Below are 19,638 nucleotides of genomic sequence, written 5' to 3'. Positions count from 1 at the left end.
TTCGTATTTCGCCCCGTGAGCATTAGCGAATATTGTGTAGAAAGTGTTTCACAAAGGGTTACAGACGGCGCCTGCCAGAGCCGTAGGTAATGTAGTAAGTTAGGCCGGTGAATATCATGCGAAGCGCGCGCCATTAGCGGAGCTTGCTTCAGAGGGTAGTTAATTGAACGATATGGCAAAGAATCTGATCCTGTGGTTGATCATCGCGGCTGTCCTGGTGACGGTGATGAACAACTTCTCCAGCCCTAACGAGCCGCAGACCCTCAACTATTCCGACTTCATCCAGCAGGTCAAGGATGGCAAGGTCGAGCGCGTAGCGGTTGATGGCTACGTGATTACCGGCAAGCGCAACGATGGCGACAGCTTCAAGACCATTCGTCCTGCGATCCAGGATAACGGTCTGATCGGCGACCTCGTGGATAACCACGTTGTGGTCGAAGGCAAGCAGCCTGAACAGCAAAGCATCTGGACTCAACTCCTGGTCGCAAGCTTCCCGATCCTGGTGATCATCGCCGTCTTCATGTTCTTCATGCGGCAGATGCAGGGCGGTGCCGGTGGCAAGGGTGGGCCGATGAGCTTCGGCAAGAGCAAGGCGCGCCTGCTCTCCGAAGATCAGGTGAAAACCACCCTGGCTGACGTTGCAGGTTGTGACGAAGCCAAGGAAGAAGTCGGCGAACTGGTCGAATTCCTGCGTGATCCAGGCAAGTTCCAGCGCCTGGGCGGCCGCATTCCTCGCGGTGTGCTGATGGTGGGTCCTCCGGGGACCGGTAAAACCTTGCTGGCCAAGGCAATTGCCGGCGAAGCCAAAGTGCCGTTCTTTACTATTTCCGGTTCCGATTTCGTCGAAATGTTCGTCGGTGTCGGTGCCAGCCGTGTTCGTGACATGTTCGAGCAGGCGAAGAAACACGCGCCATGCATCATCTTCATCGATGAAATCGACGCCGTCGGTCGCCACCGTGGTGCTGGCATGGGTGGCGGTCACGATGAGCGCGAGCAGACCCTCAACCAGTTGCTGGTTGAGATGGACGGCTTCGAAATGAATGACGGCATCATCGTCATCGCCGCGACCAACCGTCCGGACGTACTGGACCCTGCTTTGCTGCGTCCGGGCCGCTTCGACCGTCAGGTCGTGGTTGGTCTGCCGGACATCCGTGGTCGCGAGCAGATTCTCAAAGTCCACATGCGCAAAGTGCCGATGGGTGACGACGTCGCTCCGGCTGTAATCGCTCGTGGTACTCCTGGTTTCTCCGGTGCTGACTTGGCTAACCTGGTAAACGAAGCTTCGTTGTTCGCTGCCCGTGCCGGCAAGCGCATCGTCGAGATGAAAGAGTTCGAGCTGGCCAAAGACAAGATCATGATGGGCGCCGAGCGCAAATCCATGGTCATGTCCGAGAAAGAGAAGCAGAACACTGCTTATCACGAAGCAGGCCACGCTATCGTCGGCCGCGTCGTGCCTGAGCATGACCCGGTCTACAAGGTGTCGATCATCCCGCGCGGTCGCGCGCTCGGCGTGACCATGTTCCTGCCGGAAGAAGATCGCTACAGCCTGTCCAAGCGTGCGCTGATCAGCCAGATTTGCTCGCTGTACGGCGGTCGTATCGCTGAAGAGATGACCTTGGGCTTCGATGGTGTCACCACCGGCGCGTCCAACGACATCATGCGTGCCAGCCAGATTGCACGGAACATGGTGACCAAGTGGGGCTTGTCGGAAAAACTCGGCCCGTTGATGTATGCCGAAGAAGAGGGCGAAGTGTTCCTCGGTCGCGGCGGCGGTGGTCAGCATGCCAGCTTCTCCGGTGAGACGGCCAAGCTGATCGACTCCGAAGTGCGCAGCATCATCGATCAGTGCTATGGCACGGCAAAGCAGATCCTTACGGATAACCGTGACAAGCTTGACGCCATGGCGGATGCCTTGATGAAGTACGAGACGATCGATGCCGATCAGATCGATGACATCATGGCGGGTCGTACACCGCGCGAACCTCGCGACTGGTCTGGCGGTAACGATGCTTCCGGCACGCCTCCGGCGGTGCAGGATGGGCGTCCGGAAACACCAATCGGTGGCCCGGCTGCTGACGTATAAGGTTTGAAATGACTTCTGTTCAGTCCTCGACCCGGTTGCCTTGCGGCAGCCGGGTTCTTGATTTGGCCCAGACGCATGTCATGGGTATTCTCAATGTCACCCCCGATTCCTTTTCCGATGGCGGCCGATACAGTCAGCTGGATGCGGCCTTGCGCCACGCCGAAGCGATGGTTGTGGCTGGCGCGACGCTGATCGACGTCGGTGGCGAATCGACCAGGCCCGGTGCCAGGACGGTTTCACCACTTGAAGAGCTGGAGCGCGTAGCGCCCATCGTCGAGCGTATTCATCGTGAACTCGATGTGATTATTTCGGTCGATACCTCCACGCCGGCGGTCATGCGTGAAACCGCAAGGCTGGGGGCGGGATTGATCAATGACGTGCGCTCGTTGCGTCGAGACGGTGCCCTGGATGCAGCAGCAGCAACCGGCTTACCGGTGTGCCTGATGCATATGCTCGGCGAGCCGGGCGACATGCAGGACAATCCGCAGTACCGGGATGTTACGAAAGAGGTCGGTGAGTTTCTCGCTGAACGCATGGTCCAGTGTGCATCGGTGGGTATTCCTCCTGAGCGGATCATCCTCGATCCGGGCTTCGGCTTTGCGAAAACTTTGCAGCACAACCTGAGCTTGTTTAAGCATATGGAGGCCTTGCATGCCTTGGGGCGGCCCCTGTTGGTCGGGGTTTCACGAAAGAGCATGATCGGGCAGGCCTTGAATCGGCCGGTGGGAGAGCGCCTGCATGGCGGCCTGGCGCTCGCGGCGCTAGCTTTGGTCAAGGGCGCGCGTATATTGCGCGTCCATGATGTGGCCGAAACAGTCGATGTGGTGCGGATGATCGCTGCCGTAGAATCAGCCGAATAAGAATGATGGAGTACTTATGAGTAAGAAATATTTTGGCACCGACGGCATTCGTGGTCGGGTCGGTGAATACCCGATTACTCCTGATTTCATGCTCAAGCTTGGCTGGGCTGCAGGCATGGCATTTCGCAGCATGGGTGCCTGCAAGGTGCTCGTGGGCAAGGACACCCGGATATCCGGTTACATGTTCGAGTCGGCACTTGAGGCCGGGCTGACCTCGGCAGGTGCTGATGTGATGCTGTTGGGGCCGATGCCGACGCCAGCTATCGCCTATCTGACGCGAACCTTTCATGCCGAAGCTGGCATCGTGATCAGCGCTTCGCACAACCCTCATGACGACAACGGCATCAAGTTTTTCTCTGGAAAGGGTACCAAGCTCCCGGATGAAGTCGAACTGATGATCGAAGAGCTGCTCGACACCCCGATGACTGTGGTTGATTCGAGCAAGATCGGCAAGGTGTCGCGAATCAACGATGCTTCGGGCCGTTATATCGAATTCTGCAAGAGCAGCGTCCCGACCGGCACCAGTTTTGCCGGCCTGAAGATCGTGCTCGATTGTGCTCACGGCGCGACCTATAAGGTGGCGCCTAGTGTGTTCCGTGAGCTGGGGGCCGATGTTGTTGTGCTTTCTGCGAATCCTAATGGCCTGAACATCAATGAAAATTGCGGTTCAACCCATATGGAGCCGTTGCAAGCTGCCGTATTGGCCGAGCACGCCGATTTGGGTATCGCCTTTGACGGTGATGGTGACCGGGTCCAGATGGTTGATCACACTGGTGCTGTCGTCGACGGCGACGAGTTGCTGTTCATCATTGCTCGCGATCTGCATGAACGCGGCAAGTTGCAAGGCGGTGTGGTCGGTACGCTGATGAGTAATCTGGGGCTGGAGTTGGCCCTGGCGGATCTGGCGATTCCTTTTGTGCGCGCCAACGTTGGCGACCGTTACGTCATTTCCGAGTTGCTGGAGCGCGATTGGCAGGTGGGGGGGGAAAACTCGGGGCACATTGTCTGCTTCAGTCATACCACCACCGGTGATGCGATCATTGCCGCGTTGCAGGTGCTGATGGCGTTGAAGAGGCGCGTAGAAGGCCTGGCTCAGTCCCGCCAGGCGCTGCGCAAGTGCCCTCAGGTGCTGATCAATGTGCGGTTTGGCGGCGGTGCGAGCCCGCTCGAACATCCGACAGTCAAGGAGGCCAGTGATCGTGTCACTCAAGCGATGGCGGGTCGTGGGCGCGTGCTGCTGCGCAAGTCCGGGACAGAGCCGCTGGTGCGCGTGATGGTCGAAGGTGAGGACGAAATTCAGGTTCGCGGTTACGCCGAAGAGCTGGCAAAACTGGTAACTGAAGTTTCTGCCTGATTTCGGCTTGCCAGCCATGATTGTGTTGGGTAACATCTGCGCCCACTTTGACCGACGAGGTACAGCATGCGTCGCCCTATGGTAGCTGGTAACTGGAAGATGCACGGTACCCGCGCCAGCGTCGCTGAGCTGATCAACGGCCTTCGTCATCTGGCCTTGCCGAGCGGTGTTGATGTCGCGGTGTTCCCGCCTAGCTTGTATATCAGTCAAGTGATTGATGGCTTGCAAGGTAAGTCGATCTCGGTCGGCGCGCAGAACTCTGCGATTGAATCCGGGCAGGGTGCGTTGACAGGTGAGATTTCGCCGAGTCAGTTAGTGGATGCAGGTTGTTCCCTGGTGCTTGTCGGGCACTCCGAGCGCCGCCAGATAATGGGCGAGCTTGACGGAACGCTGAATCGCAAATTCGCGGCAGCGCAGGCATGTGGCTTGATTCCGGTGTTGTGTGTAGGGGAAACCCTCGAGCAGCGCGAAGCCGGGAAAACTCTTGAGGTTGTCGGGCGTCAGCTGGGTAGCATCATCGAGGAGCTGGGTGTCGGTGCTTTTGCAAAGGCAGTAATCGCTTACGAGCCGGTCTGGGCTATTGGTACCGGGCTGACTGCTTCGCCGCAACAAGCGCAGGATGTGCACGCAGCCATTCGCGCGCAGTTGGCGGCAGAGAATTCTGAAGTCGCACAAGGTGTGCGGCTTCTATACGGCGGCAGCGTGAAGGCGGCCAATGCGGTCGAACTGTTCGGCATGCCGGATATCGATGGGGGGCTCATTGGTGGAGCTTCCCTGAATGCAGATGAGTTCGGTGCGATTTGTCGCGCCGCGGGAAACTGAAAAAATGCTGGAAACAGTCGTAGTCGTTTTTCATCTGCTGGGTGCATTGGGCGTAGTTGCTCTGGTATTGCTGCAGCAGGGTAAGGGTGCGGACGCTGGCGCATCTTTCGGAGCAGGTGCTTCAAATACTGTGTTCGGAAGCCAAGGTTCCTCTACCTTTCTTAGTAAGTTTACTGCTATACTTGCCGCCGGTTTCTTCATAACCAGCTTGGGGTTAGGTTACTTTGCTAAAGAGAAGGCTCATCAGCTGACTCAAGTAGGCTTGCCAAATCCAGCAGTGTTGGAAGTTCCAAAGCAACAACCGGCTTCTGATGATGTTCCGGTGCTTCAAGAGCAAAAGTCGGCTACTCCAGCGACTGACGTGCCTCCAGCTCAAGAGCAGAAGTAAGAAGGGTTTCAAACGTAGTATTGCCGAGGTGGTGGAATTGGTAGACACGCAACCTTGAGGTGGTTGTGCCCATAGGGTGTAGGGGTTCGAGTCCCCTTCTCGGTACCAATTGTCAAGAGAGCCCGCTGTTGCGGGCTTTCTTGTAGGTGGAAGGTTACATTGACCCTGTCAGGGATCGGTCGTATACTTCCGCCCCAGCTTTGTCGCGGGGTGGAGCAGTCTGGTAGCTCGTCGGGCTCATAACCCGAAGGTCGTCGGTTCAAATCCGGCCCCCGCAACCAGTTTAAGGAGCCCCTTTTAAGGGGCTTTTTGTTAGCTGGACACTTTCAACGCCGCTGTTCGACGGCGTTTTCAAGGATGGGCGTTTCGCCCATTTTTTTATTTTGCACAGCATGCACATACATGCACGAGGGGGTTCAGGTGTCGAGCAAGCTAGAAGAGTTGCAGGCCTTGCTGGCCCCGGTGGTCGTGGCCCTAGGCTATGAATGCTGGGGTATTGAGTTTTCGGCTCAAGGTCGCCACTCAATGTTGCGCGTTTATATCGATAAAGAAGGCGGCGTACTGGTGGACGATTGTGCCATCGTCAGTCGCCAGATCAGCGGTGTGCTGGATGTTGAAGATCCTATCGCCGTTGAATACACCCTTGAAGTTTCCTCGCCTGGCATGGAACGCCCACTGTTCACTCTTGAGCAGTTTGCAAAATTTGCCGGTGAACAAGTGAAGATCAAGCTGCGCTCGCCTTTTGAAGGCCGGCGCAACTTTCAGGGCCTTCTGCGCGGTGTAGAAGAGCAGGACGTCGTGGTGCAGGTTGAAGACCATGAGTTCCTGTTGCCGATCGATATGATCGACAAGGCCAACATTATTCCCAGTTTTGACTGAGACGCGGATCCCGCGGATCCAATGGCTTGCGAAAGGCGAGGCGTACGATGAGCAAAGAAGTACTGCTGGTTGTTGAGTCGGTATCCAATGAAAAGGGCGTACCGGCAAACGTAATTTTTGAAGCGCTGGAGCTGGCTCTGGCCACTGCTACCAAAAAGCGTTTCGAGGACGAAGTCGATCTGCGTGTGGAAATCAATCGCCACACCGGTGCTTATGAGACATTCCGTCGCTGGACGGTCGTCGAAGAAGCCGATCTGGACGATCCGGCTATTGAAACCTGGCCGAGCAAGGTTGCAGAAACGCATCCCGGCGCCAAGGTCGGTGACGTTGTCGAAGAAAAGATCGAGTCCATCGAGTTCGGCCGCATTGCTGCACAGACTGCCAAGCAAGTCATTGTGCAGAAAGTTCGCGAAGCCGAGCGTGCTCAAGTTGTTGACGCCTATCGCGAGCGCTTGGGGGAAATCATCTCCGGCACCGTGAAGAAAGTTACCCGCGACAACGTGATCGTCGACCTGGGCAACAACGCTGAAGCGTTGCTGGCCCGTGAAGACATCATCTCCCGTGAAACCTTCCGGGTTGGCGTGCGTCTGCGTGCGCTGCTCAAGGAAATCCGCACCGAGAACCGCGGCCCGCAACTGATCCTGTCGCGTACCGCGCCGGAAATGCTGATCGAGTTGTTCCGAATCGAAGTGCCGGAAATCGCTGAAGGCCTGATCGAAGTAATGGCTGCATCCCGTGACCCGGGTTCGCGCGCCAAGATTGCGGTCCGCTCCAAGGACAAACGCATCGACCCGCAAGGCGCTTGCATCGGTATGCGCGGTTCGCGCGTCCAGGCAGTGTCCGGCGAGTTGGGTGGTGAGCGTGTGGATATTGTCCTGTGGGACGATAACCCGGCTCAGTTCGTGATCAATGCAATGTCGCCGGCTGAAGTGGCGGCAATTATCGTTGACGAAGATGCCCATGCAATGGACATCGCCGTTGGCGCAGACAATCTGGCTCAGGCCATCGGTCGCGGTGGTCAGAACGTGCGTCTGGCCAGCCAGTTGACTGGCTGGACCCTGAACGTGATGACCGAATCGGACATCCAGGCTAAGCAGCAAGCAGAAACCGGCGACATCCTGCGCAACTTCATCGACGAGCTGGAAGTCGACGAAGACCTGGCGCAGGTGCTGGTAGATGAAGGCTTCACCAGCCTGGAAGAGATTGCCTACGTACCGTTGGAAGAAATGCTCAACATCGACGGCTTTGACGAAGAAACCGTCAACGAGCTTCGCGCTCGCGCCAAGGATCGTTTGTTGACCAAAGCCATCGCTACTGAGGAAAAGCTGGCAGACGCCCATCCGGCCGAAGACCTGCTCTCGCTTGAGGGCATGGACAAGGATTTGGCGATGGAACTGGCGGTGCGCGGCGTAATTACCCGCGAAGACCTGGCCGAGCAGTCTATTGACGACCTGCTCGACATCGACGGCATTGACGATGATCGTGCCGGCAAGTTGATCATGGCCGCCCGAGCCCACTGGTTCGAGTAATTAGGCGCGGCCTGAGGAGAGAAGTGCATGACGCAAGTCACGGTGAAACAACTGGCCGATGAGGTCAAAACACCGGTAGAGCGCCTGTTGCAGCAGATGCGTGAGGCAGGTCTGCCGCACACCGCCGCCGAAGAACATGTGACTGACAGTGAGAAGCAATCTTTGCTGACTCACTTGAAAAGCAGCCACAAGGCGAAAGTGGAAGAACCACGCAAGATCACGCTGCAGCGTAAAACCACTAGCACCCTGCGTGTTGCTGGCAGCAAAAGCATCAGCGTTGAAGTCCGTAAAAAGAAAGTTTTCGTACAGCGCAGCCCGGAAGAAATCGAAGCCGAGCGCAAACGCGAACTGGAAGAACGTCGCGCAGTAGAAAATGCTGCACGTCAGAAGGCTGAAGAAGAAGCCAAGCGTCGCGCCGAAGAAGAAGCGCGTCGCCAGCCTGCTGCTGCGCAAACCGCGACTACCGAAGCTGTCGCAGCGCCTGTTGCGGTTGCCGCACCCGTGCGTGAAAGCGCGCCGGTCGTGGCCGCTGCACCTGCAGCCGACACTCGCAAACGCGACGAACAGCGTCGTCCGGACAAACCACGTGCAGACGATAACAATCGTCGTGGCAGTGGCGATGGCGAGCGCAAAAACGCTCCTCATCGTGCTTCGGTCAAGGAAAAAGCGCCTGCTCCACGTGTTGCGCCACGTACTACCGACGAAGAAAGCGATGGCTTCCGTCGTGGTGGTCGCGGCAAGGCCAAGCTGAAGAAACGCAACGCCCACGGTTTCCAGAGCCCAACCGGCCCTGTTGTGCGCGAAGTGAAGATCGGCGAGACCATCACTGTTGGCGATCTCGCCCAGCAGATGTCGGTCAAGGCTGCTGAAATCATCAAGTTCATGTTCAAACTGGGTACCCCAGCGACCATCAACCAGGTACTGGATCAGGAAACTGCTCAGCTGGTTGCCGAAGAGCTGGGCCACAAAGTGACCCTGGTCAGCGACACCGCCCTGGAAGATTCCCTGGCCGAGTCCCTGAAATTTGAAGGTGAAGCGTTCTCCCGTGCACCGGTTGTGACCGTAATGGGCCACGTTGACCACGGTAAGACCTCGCTGCTCGACTACATCCGTCGTGCCAAGGTAGCGGCTGGCGAAGCCGGCGGTATCACCCAGCACATCGGTGCGTACCACGTTGAAACCGAACGCGGCATGGTCACCTTCCTCGACACCCCTGGTCACGCCGCGTTTACCGCCATGCGTGCCCGTGGTGCCAAGGCGACCGACATCGTGATCCTGGTGGTTGCAGCGGACGACGGCGTCATGCCGCAGACCGTTGAAGCCGTTCAGCACGCCAAGGCTGCCGGTGTTCCGCTGGTTGTTGCAGTGAACAAAATCGACAAGCCGGGCGCCGATCTCGATCGCATCCGTAGCGAATTGTCGGTTCACGGCGTGACCTCGGAAGAGTGGGGCGGCGACACCCCGTTCGTATCGGTTTCGGCGAAAGTCGGTACTGGTGTGGACGAGTTGCTCGAAGCTGTTCTGCTGCAAGCTGAAGTTCTCGAACTGAAAGCGACCCCTTCGGCTCCTGGCCGTGGCGTTGTGGTTGAATCCCGTCTCGACAAAGGTCGTGGTCCGGTTGCAACCGTTCTGGTTCAGGACGGTACTCTGCGCCAAGGCGACATGGTGCTGGTCGGTTCGAACTATGGCCGCGTTCGCGCCATGCTCGACGAGAACGGCAAGCCAATCAAGGAAGCCGGTCCTTCCATCCCTGTCGAGATCCTCGGCCTGGACGGTACCCCGGACGCTGGCGACGAGATGAGCGTGGTTGCCGACGAGAAGAAAGCCCGTGAAGTGGCTCTGTTCCGTCAAGGCAAGTTCCGCGAAGTCAAACTGGCCCGTGCTCACGCTGGCAAGCTTGAAAACATCTTCGAGAACATGGGGCAGGAAGAGAAGAAGACGCTCAACATCGTCCTCAAATCCGACGTCCGTGGTTCGCTGGAAGCGTTGAACGGTGCCTTGAACGGCCTGGGTAACGACGAAGTGCAAGTGCGTGTGGTCGGTGGCGGTGTTGGTGGTATCACCGAGTCCGACGCCAACCTGGCACTGGCCTCCAATGCTGTACTGTTCGGCTTCAACGTGCGTGCCGATGCCGGCGCTCGCAAGATCGTCGAGCAGGAAGGTCTGGATATGCGTTACTACAACGTGATCTACGACATCATCGAAGACGTCAAGAAAGCCCTCACCGGTATGCTGGGCAGCGATGTTCGCGAGAACATCCTGGGTACCGCTGAAGTGCGTGACGTGTTCCGTTCGCCGAAGTTTGGCGCGATCGCCGGTTGCATGGTTATCGAAGGTGTTGTTCACCGTAACCGTCCAATCCGTGTACTGCGTGAAGACATCGTTATCTTCGAAGGCGAGCTGGAATCCCTGCGCCGCTTCAAGGATGACGCTTCCGAAGTACGTGCCGGCATGGAATGCGGTATCGGCGTGAAGAGCTACAACGACGTTAAGGTCGGTGACAAGATCGAAGTCTTCGAGAAGGTTCAGGTTGCTCGCAGCCTCTAACTCGCGCACTTCAAGAGCCGTGATGGCCAGCCGCATGCAACTGCGCGGCGCATCAGTCGGACTCTAAACGCAACGCCCGGTCTGGCTTCTGTCAGGCCGGGCGTTTGCCGCTTTCAGACCACACGGGTTTCACCGTGGGGCAGTAACAGGTAACAAGACATGGCAAAAGAATATAGCCGTACCCAACGTATCGGCGATCAGATGCAGCGTGAGCTGGCACAGCTGATCCGTCGTGAAGTCAAAGACCCGCGCGTCGGTCTGGTCACCATTACCGCTGTTGAAGTCAGCCGTGACGTCGGTCACGCCAAGATTTTCATCACTGTGATGGGGCAGGACAACGCTGAAGACATCGCGCAAAGCATTAAAGTGCTCAACTCCGCCGCCGGTTTCCTGCGCATGCAGTTGGCCCGCGAAATGAAGTTGCGCAGCGTTCCACAGTTGCACTTCCACTACGACGAAAGCGTCGTGCGTGGCGCGCACCTGTCGGCCCTGATCGAACGTGCGGTGGCTGAAGACAATCAGCACCCGGTAGCGGCTGAACCCGAAGACGCCAAGGAGTAATCGGTGGCTCAGGTCAAACGTATCCGTCGTAACGTCAGCGGCATCATCCTGCTCGACAAGCCGCTGGGGTTCACCTCCAACGCGGCGTTGCAGAAGGTCCGCTGGTTGCTGAACGCCGAGAAAGCCGGGCACACCGGCAGTCTCGATCCGCTGGCCACTGGCGTGCTGCCGTTGTGCTTCGGCGAGGCCACCAAGTTCTCGCAATACCTGCTCGATTCCGACAAGGGTTATGAAACCCTGGCGCAACTGGGCAAGACCACCACCACGGCGGATGCCGAAGGTGAAGTTTTGCTGGAGCGCCCGGTGACCGTTGGTCGCGCCGACATCGAAGCTGTGCTGCCGAAATTTCGTGGGCAAATCAGTCAGATACCGCCGATGTACTCGGCGCTCAAGCGCGACGGTCAGCCGCTGTACAAGCTGGCTCGTGCAGGTGAGGTAGTGGAGCGCGAACCGCGTTCTGTTACTATTGCGCGCTTGGAATTACTGGCCTTTGAGGGTGATACTGCGCGGCTTGCGGTAGATTGCAGCAAAGGCACCTATATCCGCACCCTGGTGGAGGATATCGGTGAGCAACTCGGTTGTGGTGCTTACGTGGCTGAATTGCGACGTACCCAGGCCGGGCCTTTCACGCTTGCACAGACCGTCACTCTGGAAGAGCTGGAAGCGGTACATGCCGAAGGCGGTAACGAAGCGGTCGACCGTTTCCTGATGCCATCGGACAGCGGCCTGCTGGATTGGCCGCTGTTGCAGTTCTCGGAACACAGCGCGTTCTACTGGCTCAACGGCCAACCGGTACGCGCCCCGGATGCACCGAAGTTCGGCATGGTACGGGTACAGGATCACAATGGTCGCTTCATCGGTATCGGTGAAGTGAGCGAAGACGGGCGCATCGCGCCGCGTCGACTGATTCGGTCAGAATGACCGGACGAGGGTGGCTGTTAACAGGCACGGTCACTACTCATTTTTAGATACAGGGATTTGTCCCTGGCCTGTTGAAACCGTCCCTTGGATGGTTTCCTGATAAAAGGATTGCCTCATGGCTCTCGACGTTCAAGAAAAAGCTCAAATCGTAGCTGACTACCAGCAAGCTGTTGGTGACACTGGTTCGCCAGAGGTGCAAGTTGCACTGCTGACCGCCAACATCAACAAACTGCAAGGTCACTTCAAGGCCAACGGTAAAGATCACCACTCCCGTCGTGGTCTGATCCGCATGGTAAACCAGCGTCGTAAGCTGCTGGACTACCTGAAAGGCAAGGACGTGAGCCGTTACAGCGCTCTGATCGCTCGCCTGGGTCTGCGTCGCTAATAAGCGATTGCGCTAGAGGTTGGTTGTCTGTCGTGCGTCAGCGGGTTTCCGCTGGCGCATGACAGGCTCCCAGCCTCAAGTTTTATCTGGATACCTGCTTTACCTGGACAATGAAAGTCGGGCCGATTCCCGGCATTGCCCAAGAATTTCGCAAGAAGACAAGTTCCCCAAGAGCCACAAAGAAGGTAGGACACCGTGAACCCGGTAATCAAAAAATTCCAGTTCGGTCAGTCGACCGTTACCCTCGAGACTGGCCGTATCGCCCGTCAAGCCTCCGGCGCAGTATTGGTCACCGTTGACGACGACGTCAGCGTATTGGTGACCGTCGTCGGTGCCAAGCAAGCCGATCCAGGCAAGGGCTTCTTCCCTCTGTCCGTTCACTACCAGGAAAAGACTTACGCTGCCGGTAAGATCCCTGGCGGTTTCTTCAAGCGCGAAGGCCGTCCTTCCGAGAAAGAAACCCTGACTTCCCGACTGATCGACCGTCCGATCCGTCCGCTGTTCCCAGAAGGTTTCATGAACGAAGTGCAGGTTGTCTGCACCGTCGTTTCCACCAGCAAGAAGACCGATCCGGACATCGCTGCGATGATCGGTACCTCGGCTGCCCTGGCCATCTCCGGCATTCCTTTCGATGGCCCGATCGGCGCTGCCCGCGTTGCGTTCCACGAAAGCACCGGCTACCTGCTGAACCCGACTTACGAACAACTGAAAGCGTCGAGCCTGGACATGGTCGTTGCCGGTACTTCGGAAGCGGTATTGATGGTTGAATCGGAAGCTAAAGAGCTGACCGAAGACCAGATGCTGGGCGCGGTACTGTTTGCTCACGACGAGTTCCAGGTGGTGATCAACGCCGTTAAAGAACTGGCCGCCGAAGCTGCCAAGCCAACCTGGACCTGGGCTCCTCAGGCTGAAGCTACCGAACTGCTGGGCGCTATCCGCGCTGAGTTCGGCGAGGCGATCTCCCAGGCTTACACCATCACCGTCAAGGCCGACCGTTACGCACGTCTGGGCGAGCTGAAAGACCAGGTGGTTGCCAAGCTGTCCGGTGAAGAAGGTCAGCCTTCTTCCAGCGAAGTCAAAGCGGCTTTCGGTGAAATCGAATACCGCACCGTTCGCGAAAACATCGTTAACGGCAAGCCACGTATCGACGGTCGCGACACCCGCACCGTACGTCCACTGAACATCGAAGTCGGTGTTCTGCCGAAGACCCACGGTTCGGCGCTGTTCACCCGTGGCGAAACCCAGGCTCTGGTCGTCGCGACGCTGGGCACCGCCCGTGACGCACAACTGCTGGACACCCTGGAAGGCGAGAAAAAAGACCCGTTCATGCTGCACTACAACTTCCCTCCGTTCTCGGTGGGCGAGTGTGGTCGCATGGGTGGCGCTGGTCGTCGTGAAATCGGTCACGGCCGTCTGGCCCGTCGTTCGGTTCAGGCCATGCTGCCTGCTGCCGACGTGTTCCCGTACACCATCCGTGTAGTGTCGGAAATCACCGAGTCCAACGGTTCGAGCTCCATGGCTTCGGTCTGCGGCGCTTCGCTGGCTCTGATGGACGCCGGTGTGCCGATGAAGGCTCCGGTTGCCGGTATCGCCATGGGTCTGGTTAAAGAAGGCGAGAAATTCGCTGTTCTGACCGACATCCTGGGCGACGAAGATCACCTCGGCGACATGGACTTCAAAGTAGCGGGTACCGCCAAAGGTGTGACCGCGCTGCAGATGGACATCAAGATCAAGGGCATCACCGAAGAAATCATGGAAATCGCTCTGGGCCAAGCCCTGGAAGCGCGCCTGAATATCCTCGGTCAGATGAACCAGATCATTGGCCAGTCGCGTACCGAGCTGTCGGAAAACGCTCCGACCATGATCGCGATGAAAATCGACACCGACAAAATCCGTGATGTCATCGGTAAAGGCGGCGCGACCATTCGTGCGATCTGTGAAGAGACCAAGGCTTCGATCGACATCGAAGACGACGGCTCGATCAAGATCTTCGGCGAAACCAAGGAAGCGGCTGAAGCGGCACGTCAGCGCGTTCTGGGCATCACCGCTGAAGCTGAAATCGGCAAGATCTATGTCGGTAAGGTTGAGCGCATCGTCGACTTCGGCGCATTCGTCAACATCCTGCCGGGCAAGGACGGTCTGGTTCACATCTCCATGCTGAGCGATGCTCGCGTAGAGAAAGTGACCGACATTCTGAAAGAAGGCCAGGAAGTGGAAGTTCTGGTACTGGACGTGGACAACCGCGGCCGTATCAAGCTGTCCATCAAAGACGTAGCAGCAGCCAAGGCTTCGGGCGTTTAATCACCCCCTTAGCCTGACCGCTTCAACGTTATAAAAATGCCCCGCCGTGAAACGGCGGGGCATTTTTTTATGTGCAGGAAGATCAAAAGATCGCAGCCTTCGGCAGCTCCTACACAAGCCCAATGTAGGAGCTGCCGAAGGCTGCGATCTTTTGATTTTGCGGTGCGCCAAGTTGCCGGACCCCGAAGCCAGTGCTAGGTTTAGCCCACAGCCCGTGTAGCTCAGCCGGTAGAGCAGCGCACTCGTAACGCGAAGGTCGCAGGTTCGATTCCTGTCTCGGGCACCACTTTCCTCGCTTATTTCACCTTTCTGCTCAGATCCTCGACGGTGCGCTTGAGCTGATCCATCGCGCGATCCTGATCGCTGATCTCCCGTTTGAGGCTGGAAATTTCGCTGTTGTTCGAGCTTGAGCTGGAACCGCTGTTGCGCTTTAGCTCTTCCACTTGCTTGCTGAGGCTATTCAGGTCGCGTTCCTGTTCATTGACCGTGCGCTTGAGATCGTCAATCTCCTTGCTGCTGGAGTTGGAGCTGGAACCGCTGTTGCGTTTGAGTTCTTCGATCTGACGGGCCTGCTCGCTGATGGTGCGCTTCTGGCTTTCCAGTTCGCTGGCATTGGCCTTCACGGTTTTTTGCAGGTTTTCCAGATCATCGATACTGACGCTGGTTCTGACGAGTGTGTCCTTGCCGAATGAATTGTGGAGGGCGCAGATTTTGTCGGAGTACAGCGAAGGGTCAGAGGTGACTTCGACAGCCGCTTGAGCAGCGCTGGCCAATGTCAGACTGCCGAGCAGCAGGGTAGCGGTGGCAAGCCGGGTAGACGAAAGCTTCGAAAAACTGCGCATCACTGGGGTCCTTGTGAAGTGCCGACATGGCACATCGCTATGACTTGGGATTTGGATTTATGTTCCCGAGGTCTTCAGACCCTCTCGCACGCAGCTTTTTGTGGGATAGATGTAAAGACCCGTGTAAATCATCGGCAAAACGTCCTATATTCGTTGCCTGCATGAGCATCGCCCAGCAGTTTTCAGATGATCCCGAATGGTTCTGAAGGCCAGACAAACCGGGCTTCAAACGGTTTCTTTGCGTCAGAGAGATCCTTGATGATCCAGATCCATCTTCCATTCCCCAGATCAGCGAGAACGCCATGACCGTTAAAGAATTGACCCAAGAAGCCAGACACGAAGAAGCCCTCAAGAAGTACGCACTGGACGCGCATGAATTGATGGAAGAGATCAAGGACTTGCCCGCCGACGATCAGAAAGACCAGATCCAGTGGGCATTCGAGGATGAGGCTGAATCCCAGGGCTTGCAGCCGTGGGAACTGACGCTCAAGTACACCTCAACCCCGGAAGAGTACGAGGCCGCGCGCCTGGCGCTGCACAAGGAAGCGGCCGAGGTGTTGGGCGTCGAGTGGGAAGAGTACTGCGAGATGAATAATCTGGTGGTCTGATCTATGGGAGCGAGCTTGCTCGCGAAGAGGGCGTATCAGTCGACGTAAATGTCGCCTGACTCACCGCTTTCGCGAGCAAGCCCGCCCACACATTTGAAACGGGCGTTTTCTCGATCAGAGGCTCAGACGCATCGACAGGTCTACCGCCTTCACATCCTTGGTCATCGCACCAATCGAAATGTAATCCACCCCGGTTTCGGCGATTGGCAGCAGCGTGTTTTCGTTGATGCCGCCGCTGGCTTCCAGTTTTGCCTTGCCGGCGTTCAGGCGCACGGCTTCGCGCATGTCGTCCAGGCTCAGCTCATCGAGCATGATGATGTTGGCACCCGCCGCCAGGGCTTCTTTGAGCTCCGCCAGGTTCTCTACTTCGATCTCTACTGGTTTGCCCGGGGCGATCTTGTGCGCGGCAGCGATAGCCTCAGGGATGCCACCGCAGGCGGCGATATGGTTTTCCTTGATCAGGAAGGCGTCATACAGGCCGATGCGGTGGTTATGGCAACCGCCGCACGTCACGGCGTATTTCTGGGCCAGACGCAGCCCCGGCAGGGTTTTACGGGTATCGAGCAGCTTCACTTGGGTTTGGGCGACGAAATCGGCCAGGTATTGCGCGCGAGTGGCCACGCCGGAAAGCAGTTGCAGGAAATTCAGTGCGCTGCGCTCGCCCGTGAGCAGCGAGCGTGCCGGGCCTTCGAGGTGGAACAACACCTGATTGGGCTTTACCCGTTCGCCATCGCTCACCTGCCAGTGCACGGCGACCCGCGGATCCAGCTGCCGAAACACGGCATCGACCCACGCGGTGCCGCTGATGACGGCGGCGTCGCGGGTGATTATGGTGGCTTTGGCCAGGCGTTCGGCCGGGATCAGTTGCGCGGTGATGTCGCCGCTGCCGATGTCCTCGAGCAGCGCACGGCGCACGTTGGCTTCGATTTCGGCGGTCAAATCGGCGAGACGTAGATTCGGCATAACGGGCTCCACAAACAAAGTGGCCCGATTATAGGGCCATGGCGCAAGGCAACCCAAGGCATCAGCGGCCATCCCGTCGTTCGTAAACCTGTATTTGGTCGATTCGCGCGAGCAATCCTGAGCCAGGGTCTTTCATAAGTGTCTATTTCTTTGGGGGGGGGCGCAGAGTCTACTGGCACAAGGAAGGTCTTTTGTCGATAATCCGCCTTTCATTTGACGTCATAGCTTTGACGTGTCTTTGGGTTCCCGATTATTGAATGGTAGCGGGTGAGTGTTGTTCCACGCTGAGCGCCGGCTGTGTGGCCTGTGAACTCGATCTTTCTTACCGAACCGAACCGAAGAATCACCGTTTCAGGAGGCTTGGATGCACAACGACGGGAATGTAGTGCCTTTGCACAAGGCGACTACCGATCAGGCGACTCACTCGCCGCTCGCCCGCCTGCCCGTGATTCTGCTTCAGGTGCGCGACAAGGCAGCCCAACAGCTCAAGCAGGGTTTGCAGGAGCTGTTCGATAACGCCGACGACACCCTGTTCGAAATGGCCGATCGCGCCCAAAACGACGTTGAGCAAAACATCTTCTTCGAAGCCATGCGCGATTTGCGCCTCAAGCGCAAAAGCATCGAGCGCGGTTTTCTCGAGCAATTTTTCGAGGCTTTCGTCAGCCTCACGCAGCACGACATCGCTCAGGCTGCCTTGCCTCAGGCCTTGGCTTTCGATACCTCGGTGCCGCTATCCCGTGACGACATGGAGCGTAATGTGGCGGTGGAGGTCATGGTCGGCATAGTGCTGAACCGCGACGGTTTCGCCCTCGACCAACTCACGGCCCGTCTCAGCACGCTGCTGGGCAAGACGCTGGTCGAACAGCACAACCCCTTGGGGCCGACGCTGCTCTGTGAGTATTTCTTGCAGGCCGGGCGCAATCTGGGGATGGAGATCAAGGTCAAGCTGATCATTCTCAAGCTGTTCGAGCGCTATGTGCTCAGCAATGCCGATCAGCTCTACGCCGAAGCCAATCAACTGCTGATCGCCACCGGCGTGCTGCCGGACCTCAAGCCCGCCCCGGCGCGGCGTGCCACCGATCGGGCGGCGGCCAGTGTTCACGCCGACCCCGCTGAGGCTGGGGGGCGCTCCGGTAATTCTCAGATTGACGATGGGGTGCAGGAAGTTTTCGCCGCCCTGCAGGAGTTGCTGTTCCATGTGCGCGGCAGCGTTGCGCCGACCCTGGAAGTCAGTGCCCAGACCCAGCCCATTTCCACCCGCGATCTGTTGCGCCTGCTCTCGCACTTGCAGCAATACGTGCCGGCGCTGGCGGCTCAGGACGACTTCGATCTGCGTAACCAGCTCGAACTACTGCTGACCCGGGTCAGCGTCAAGAGCGGCAGGTCGCGTGTAGTCGGGGTGGCCGACGAAGACGTGATCAACCTGATCGCCATGCTCTTCGAATGCATCCTCGATGACCGCAACCTGCCGGACTCCCTCAAGGCGCTGATCGGCCGTTTGCAGATCCCGATGCTGAAAGTCGCGGTGCTCGACAAGAGCTTCTTCAGCCGCAGCAGCCATCCGGCCCGGCGCTTACTCAACGAAATCGCCGCTGCGGCCATGGGCTGGGGCGAGTGCGATGACTATGAGCGCGACAGCCTGTATCTGCGCATCGAGCAAGTGGTGCAGCGTTTGCTGAACGACTTTGTCGATGACCCGGCGATCTTTTCCGAATTGCTGGCGGATTTTCTCGCCTTCACCAGTGACGAGCGCCGTCGCAGCGAATTACTGGAGCAGCGCACCCGCGATGCCGAAGAAGGCCGCGCCAGGACCGAACTGGCGCGTCAGCGCGTCGAGCAGGCACTGAACCAGGCGTTGCTGGGCAAGGTGCTCCCGCACAGCGTGGTGGCGTTTGTCCAGGAGGCCTGGAGCAAAGTGCTGTTGCTGACCTGCCTCAAGCACTCTGATCAGTCCACCGAATGGCATGCCGATGTGCAGGCCATGGCGCAATTGATCTGGAGCGTGCAACGCCATGACGAACCCGATGCGAGCCTGCGCCTGTTGGCACTGGTGCCGGGGTTGCTCAAGTCGTTGCGCGATGGCTTGAACAGCTCGGCATTCGACCCGTTCGCCACCGGTGAGTTTTTCAGCGAGCTGGAAGTTTTGCACCTTCAGTTGTTCGAACGCCCGGGCCAGAAAAGCACGGCTGTTGACGCACCGATGATGGTCGAAGTGCAGCAGGAAATCGTGCTTCGCACCGCTGACGAAGGCCCGGTCGAAACGGCATCGATGCGTTTGCCGGAGGACGATGTTGCTCTGCTTCAGGTCGATCAGCTGCACCTGGGCTGCTGGGTCGAGTTTCAGGAAGACGAGGAAAACACCCTGCGCTGCAAGCTGGCGGCGATCATTGAAGCCACCGACAAATACATCTTCGTCAACCGTACCGGGATGAAAGTGCTGGAGCACAGCCGTACCGGTCTGGCCCTGGAGTTCCGGCGTGGCGCGGTGCGAACGCTGGACGACACCTTGCTGTTCGATCGGGCGCTGGAGTCGGTGCTGGGCAACCTGCGGCGTCTCAATCGCGGCAAGTGATCGCGCGCCGAGGGTCTATCGCG

At 57.9% G+C, this 19,638-nt stretch carries 16 protein-coding genes and 3 tRNA genes; 17 read left to right on the top strand and 2 right to left on the bottom strand.

The window, feature by feature from the left end; translation table 11 throughout:
- The first annotated feature begins 172 nt into the window (after nt 1–172).
- The 15 genes from ftsH to QMK51_RS24390 all read left to right on the top strand — a co-directional run bounded on the left by ftsH (nt 173) and on the right by QMK51_RS24390 (nt 14,916).
- Nucleotides 173–2,083, top strand: a complete 1,911-nt coding sequence (ftsH, locus tag QMK51_RS24460) for an ATP-dependent zinc metalloprotease FtsH (protein ID WP_258697612.1) — start codon at nt 173–175, stop codon at nt 2,081–2,083.
- 8 nt (nt 2,084–2,091) lie between these two features.
- The gene (folP, locus tag QMK51_RS24455; RefSeq protein ID WP_258697611.1) at nt 2,092–2,943 is read left to right on the top strand and encodes a dihydropteroate synthase; all 852 of its coding nucleotides are present in this window, start codon (nt 2,092–2,094) and stop codon (nt 2,941–2,943) included.
- A 16-nt stretch (nt 2,944–2,959) separates the two neighbouring features.
- Nucleotides 2,960–4,297, top strand: coding sequence for a phosphoglucosamine mutase (gene glmM, locus QMK51_RS24450; RefSeq protein WP_320392273.1), 1,338 nt, complete (start codon nt 2,960–2,962; stop codon nt 4,295–4,297).
- A 66-nt stretch (nt 4,298–4,363) separates the two neighbouring features.
- Nucleotides 4,364–5,119: a triose-phosphate isomerase gene (gene tpiA / locus QMK51_RS24445; protein WP_320392272.1), complete on the top strand. Its 756-nt coding sequence runs from the start codon at nt 4,364–4,366 to the stop codon at nt 5,117–5,119.
- Between the two features lie 4 nt (nt 5,120–5,123).
- Nucleotides 5,124–5,507 (top strand): preprotein translocase subunit SecG, encoded by a 384-nt coding sequence (gene secG / locus QMK51_RS24440; RefSeq protein WP_017336473.1) that lies wholly within the window; start codon nt 5,124–5,126, stop codon nt 5,505–5,507.
- Nucleotides 5,508–5,529: 22 nt separating this feature from the next.
- Nucleotides 5,530–5,615 (top strand) — tRNA-Leu (locus QMK51_RS24435).
- A gap of 96 nt (nt 5,616–5,711) precedes the next feature.
- Nucleotides 5,712–5,788, top strand: a tRNA-Met gene (locus tag QMK51_RS24430).
- A gap of 139 nt (nt 5,789–5,927) precedes the next feature.
- Entirely contained in the window at nt 5,928–6,386 is a 459-nt protein-coding gene (rimP, locus tag QMK51_RS24425) for a ribosome maturation factor RimP (RefSeq protein ID WP_007993601.1), read from the top strand.
- 47 nt (nt 6,387–6,433) lie between these two features.
- The gene (gene nusA, locus QMK51_RS24420) at nt 6,434–7,915 is read left to right on the top strand and encodes a transcription termination factor NusA (protein WP_007900474.1); all 1,482 of its coding nucleotides are present in this window, start codon (nt 6,434–6,436) and stop codon (nt 7,913–7,915) included.
- Nucleotides 7,916–7,942: 27 nt separating this feature from the next.
- A complete protein-coding gene (gene infB / locus QMK51_RS24415) occupies nt 7,943–10,462 on the top strand; it encodes a translation initiation factor IF-2 (protein WP_320392271.1) in 2,520 nt (839 codons plus the stop codon).
- Nucleotides 10,463–10,621: 159 nt separating this feature from the next.
- Nucleotides 10,622–11,023 (top strand): 30S ribosome-binding factor RbfA, encoded by a 402-nt coding sequence (gene rbfA, locus QMK51_RS24410; RefSeq protein WP_007942872.1) that lies wholly within the window; start codon nt 10,622–10,624, stop codon nt 11,021–11,023.
- Nucleotides 11,024–11,026: 3 nt separating this feature from the next.
- Nucleotides 11,027–11,944: a tRNA pseudouridine(55) synthase TruB gene (gene truB / locus QMK51_RS24405; protein WP_320392270.1), complete on the top strand. Its 918-nt coding sequence runs from the start codon at nt 11,027–11,029 to the stop codon at nt 11,942–11,944.
- A gap of 115 nt (nt 11,945–12,059) precedes the next feature.
- Nucleotides 12,060–12,329, top strand: coding sequence for a 30S ribosomal protein S15 (gene rpsO, locus QMK51_RS24400; RefSeq protein WP_011332409.1), 270 nt, complete (start codon nt 12,060–12,062; stop codon nt 12,327–12,329).
- A 195-nt stretch (nt 12,330–12,524) separates the two neighbouring features.
- The gene (gene pnp, locus QMK51_RS24395; RefSeq protein WP_258697606.1) at nt 12,525–14,630 is read left to right on the top strand and encodes a polyribonucleotide nucleotidyltransferase; all 2,106 of its coding nucleotides are present in this window, start codon (nt 12,525–12,527) and stop codon (nt 14,628–14,630) included.
- A 210-nt stretch (nt 14,631–14,840) separates the two neighbouring features.
- Nucleotides 14,841–14,916 (top strand) — tRNA-Thr (locus QMK51_RS24390).
- 10 nt (nt 14,917–14,926) lie between these two features.
- Here the strand turns inward: QMK51_RS24390 and QMK51_RS24385 are convergent.
- On the bottom strand, nt 14,927–15,472 hold the full coding sequence (locus tag QMK51_RS24385; protein ID WP_320392269.1) for a hypothetical protein: 546 nt from the start codon (nt 15,470–15,472) through the stop codon (nt 14,927–14,929).
- Between the two features lie 302 nt (nt 15,473–15,774).
- On the opposite strand from QMK51_RS24385, the gene QMK51_RS24380 reads away from it, so the two are divergent.
- Nucleotides 15,775–16,080, top strand: coding sequence for a DUF6388 family protein (locus QMK51_RS24380; protein WP_320392268.1), 306 nt, complete (start codon nt 15,775–15,777; stop codon nt 16,078–16,080).
- A gap of 114 nt (nt 16,081–16,194) precedes the next feature.
- On the opposite strand, the gene nadC is transcribed toward QMK51_RS24380, so the two are convergent.
- A complete protein-coding gene (gene nadC / locus QMK51_RS24375; RefSeq protein ID WP_320392267.1) occupies nt 16,195–17,043 on the bottom strand; it encodes a carboxylating nicotinate-nucleotide diphosphorylase in 849 nt (282 codons plus the stop codon).
- Between the two features lie 364 nt (nt 17,044–17,407).
- On the opposite strand from nadC, the gene QMK51_RS24370 reads away from it, so the two are divergent.
- Nucleotides 17,408–19,615, top strand: coding sequence for a DUF1631 domain-containing protein (locus tag QMK51_RS24370; protein ID WP_320392266.1), 2,208 nt, complete (start codon nt 17,408–17,410; stop codon nt 19,613–19,615).
- Nucleotides 19,616–19,638 lie beyond the last annotated feature (23 nt).

The sequence above is a fragment of the Pseudomonas sp. P9_31 genome, assembly GCF_034008235.1.
In the GTDB taxonomy this organism is placed as follows: Bacteria; Pseudomonadota; Gammaproteobacteria; order Pseudomonadales; family Pseudomonadaceae; genus Aquipseudomonas.
This window is presented reverse-complemented; position numbering and strand designations above follow the sequence as displayed.